This is a genomic window from Verrucomicrobium sp. 3C (genome assembly GCF_000379365.1).
GTDB lineage: Bacteria > Verrucomicrobiota > Verrucomicrobiia > Methylacidiphilales > Methylacidiphilaceae > Methylacidimicrobium.
The window spans coordinates 1,356,140-1,359,606 of record NZ_KB901875.1 but is presented as its reverse complement, the minus strand read 5'-3'; the positions used below and the strand labels follow the sequence as shown (position 1 = coordinate 1,359,606).

At 58.8% G+C, this 3,467-nt stretch carries 2 protein-coding genes and 1 pseudogene; all 3 read left to right on the top strand.

Annotation, left to right across the window (positions count from 1 at the left end; translation table 11 throughout):
• Positions 1-811 precede the first annotated feature (811 nt).
• Positions 812-1,603 (top strand): hypothetical protein, encoded by a 792-nt coding sequence (locus A37A_RS0107260; RefSeq protein WP_018290858.1) that lies wholly within the window; start codon positions 812-814, stop codon positions 1,601-1,603.
• A 258-nt stretch (positions 1,604-1,861) separates the two neighbouring features.
• Positions 1,862-2,167 (top strand): transposase, encoded by a 306-nt coding sequence (locus tag A37A_RS0107255; protein WP_018290856.1) that lies wholly within the window; start codon positions 1,862-1,864, stop codon positions 2,165-2,167.
• A gap of 31 nt (positions 2,168-2,198) precedes the next feature.
• Positions 2,199-3,053, top strand: a pseudogene (locus A37A_RS0107250) (IS3 family transposase); the annotation flags it as partial.
• Between the last annotated feature and the right edge of the window lie 414 nt (positions 3,054-3,467).

The window sequence follows — 3,467 nt, the reverse complement described above, 5'->3', positions numbered from 1 at the left end:
TGCATCGATTTGCTCTCCTTCCGAGGAAGACAACGGCCTTCGCTTCTCTCTCACGAGCTCGGCGTCCGCATTGCCCGTTTCGAGGCTTTGTTCAGCGTTCACTTGCCTTAGGGCCTGCTTGCTCGCTGACCCGCTTCCCGGGCCTTTTCCCCCAGAGGCTTCGACCGCTGGCGTTACCACCAGTAGCCGCTCCGAGTGCTTCCGGCTGGAGCAATCGTTGCCGGGTGGAGATCACTCCCTCCCCACTGGGCGATGCACCCTTTTCACGGCGCACGAGAAAGACGGGCGGAAAACTTTCATCGGCCATCGGCAAAAAGATAAGGCCCATGCCGCAGCACATCGATTCGACTGGGGGCAATCGGTCGATTCGTTGGAGTTTGCTGCGACTCTTTTCCGAGGAGCAATGACGCTGGGAAAAACGATTCCGTCGTGCAGGCAAGTGAACCTTTCCGGCGAAAGAAACCAATTCCGCATCCTCTGGATGGAACCAAGAGGCTCACGCGAAGAGCCAAGGGCCTTCCGAGCTTGGAACTACACGGGTTCTTCACGATCGTGATCGAAGAAGGGAAGGACGATGATCCGCATCGGAACGGCCTTGCTCGGCCCGAGATTAGCCGCCATTTCTCTCAAGCGTTCTCCTGGGGCTTGCGAAATGGGCTTGTCTGCTTCGTTGGGCTTGGTTTTCCATCCTTGCATAGTATGTCCTCATACAGTTCCGGGGGAAAAGCGGCGCCGCGCCTCGCATCCAAGCCCATTTGCGGCGCCTCGGCTACGAAATTCGTGAGAAATGGCGACTAGCTCGCTTTGCTCGATGAGCTTTCGGCTAAGTCGACTCTGTGCTCTGCTTTTCTCTTTCTTCTGCGCCGGCGTCTACACGGGAAGCGCGGACGGCTTTCGCCTGGACTTCCTCTGGAAATCCGATCGGAAGGAAGAGCGCCTCGCGCTGCTCCGTCGGGGTCCCTATATCCGCATCGATCAGCCAGCCAACCTTTTTTCTCTGATCTACAACGTGGAACTCCAATCCTTTCTTGGACTGGAACATCTGGATGCTCATTTCTGGGCGTTCGACTGGCCCACCATCCGCGCGAATACAAAGGCCAGCAGGGAAAACGGATGGCGTCTCCATTCCGATCCCTTCCAAGAAGATCCGACCCTCGTCCCATTCACGCCGCCCACCCTTCCCGCTCGAGCCCATGTCTTTCACGACCTTGCCCGCTTCTCCTGGGTTCGGGCCCCAGACAGGGAGTCGCGCTGGATCGGACGTGCGGAAACCGGTGAGGAAGCAGAGATCCTGGCCGATCGATCCGAAGCAGACCACCGCCTCCTCCTGATTGCCGCAGCGCAGCAGGTGAAGACGCTCTCCCAAATTTTCCACTTTCTCCTGGCCCGGGAAGCCTGGCCCGAACCAGCCTTGGCAATCTGGCTCTCTCTTCCCGAGGACGCCGGCATCCCGCAGGAAATGTCCTGGCGACACGACAACGGCGATGAGGGGAGGCTTAGGCTGGTGAACCAACTCTGGAGGGAACCGACTCCAGATCTTTTTGAAGCTCCGAGGGACTATCAACGTGAGAGCCTGGAGGAAGTCGAGGGCTTTCTTCCTTAGCCGCCATTTCTCACAAATTTCGTAGCCGAGGCGCCGCAAATGGCCTTGGATTCGAGGCGCGGCGCCGGTTTTCCACCGAAGCTGTATGACGACATACTGCAAGGATGGAAAACCAAGCCCAACGAAGCAGACGAGCCCATTGTACAAGCCGCAGGAGAAGGCTTGTGTGGAGTCGAGGAGTGGCGCGGTGCGACGTAGGAGTGAAGTGCTCCCTAAAAATCCGACCAGTGGTTAAGCTAAGAAAAGGAAGCCACTGGAATGATAGAGAAGACAAGCAAGCGGACGCGTCGCCGGCACAGCGCGGAGTTCAAGGCCAAGGTGGTCGTCGCGGCGCTGCGCGAGGACAAAACGACCAACCAATTGAGCACGGAATTTGGGGTGCATCCGGTCGTGGTCGGGCACTGGAAAAAGCAAGCGCTGCTGGCTTTGCCCGGATTCTTTGGCCGGCGGCTGGAACGCGAGACCCAAGCCGTCGAGTCGCGGGAGCGGGAGCTCTTCGAGCAGATTGGACGGCTGGAGGTGGAAAACCGCTGGCTTAAAAAAAAGTTCGGCCCTCTCACTTGAGGCTCGTCGCGCCATGATTGACAGTCGAGGGAAGCTATCCGTGCGCCGCCAATGCGAGTTGCTCGGGCTGGACCGCAGCGGGCTTTACTACCAGCCGGTGGGTCCGGATGCCGAGGAGATCGCGTTGTGTCATCGCCTGGACGGGCTTTACACGGCGCATCCGTTCTACGGAGTGCGGCGGATGACCGAGGCGCTGCGGCGCGAAGGCTCCACCGTGAATCCCAAGCGGGTGCGGCGTTTGTTGCGGCAGATGGGGTTGCTGGCGGTCTATCCGAAGCCGCGATTGAGCCTGTCGGCATTCGGGCAAAGCGTCTTTCCGTATTTGCTGCGCGGNCTGNCGATTGAGCGACCGCATCAGGTCTGGGCTATTGACATAACGTATGTGCGGCTGCGTGGCGGCTTTGCGTTCCTGGTGGCGNTGCTCGAATGGTTCANCCGCTACGTGCTGGCTTGGGAACTNGCACCGAGCCTGGAGACGCTGCATTGCTTGCGCGNCCTGGAGGCGGCATTGGCCCGAGCGGGCTGCTCGGCGCAGATCGTCAACAGCGATCAGGGGAGTCAGTTCACCAGTTCCGAGTGGACCAGTGCCGTGCAAGCGGCGGGGATGGCGGTCAGTCATGATGGGCGTGGACGAGCCTTGGACAATGTAATGGTCGAGCGGCTCTGGCGGACGGTGAAGTATGAGGATATTTACCTCCGGAACTACGGCAACCTGCCTGAGGCCCGGGCGGGCCTGGACGACTACTTCCGGTTCTACAACAGGGAGCGGCTGCATCAGGGCCTTGATTACCGGACGCCCTTAGAGGTATTGGAAGAAACCCCAAGAACGAACCGGGAGGGGACTGGCAACGGCTCGTTGCTTCCAGCCCCTCACGATTCAAAATAGGGAAGGAAGAGACGCTCAAAAATTAGTCTAAAAACCGCTTCCATTGGTCGGACGTACTGGGAGCACCTCAGGAGAGCCATAGAGGGAGCTGCTCCTTTCGGTATGACAGTGCCTGAGTATCTCTCCCTATCGGCCGTTTCCACTCCCCGCTCATCAAACCGAACAGGCGGATTTCCCGCATTCGGCTTCCGGACAAGGTTGGCGCAGGATTATGCCCACGGTAAGCTCCGCGTACATCTCCCGAGGGAGATGAGGTCGAACTTGCCTTCGCTTTCTCCTGCAACGTCATCTGGAGCTTCCGAGAGCCTATCCGAAAATTTGTGTGTGGGTCACAACCGAAGTAGAAGGAGATGAAAATGGAAAGGGAAGTGACCACGAACAACGAGCAGGAAGCGCAGGACCGAGGAGGCAAGA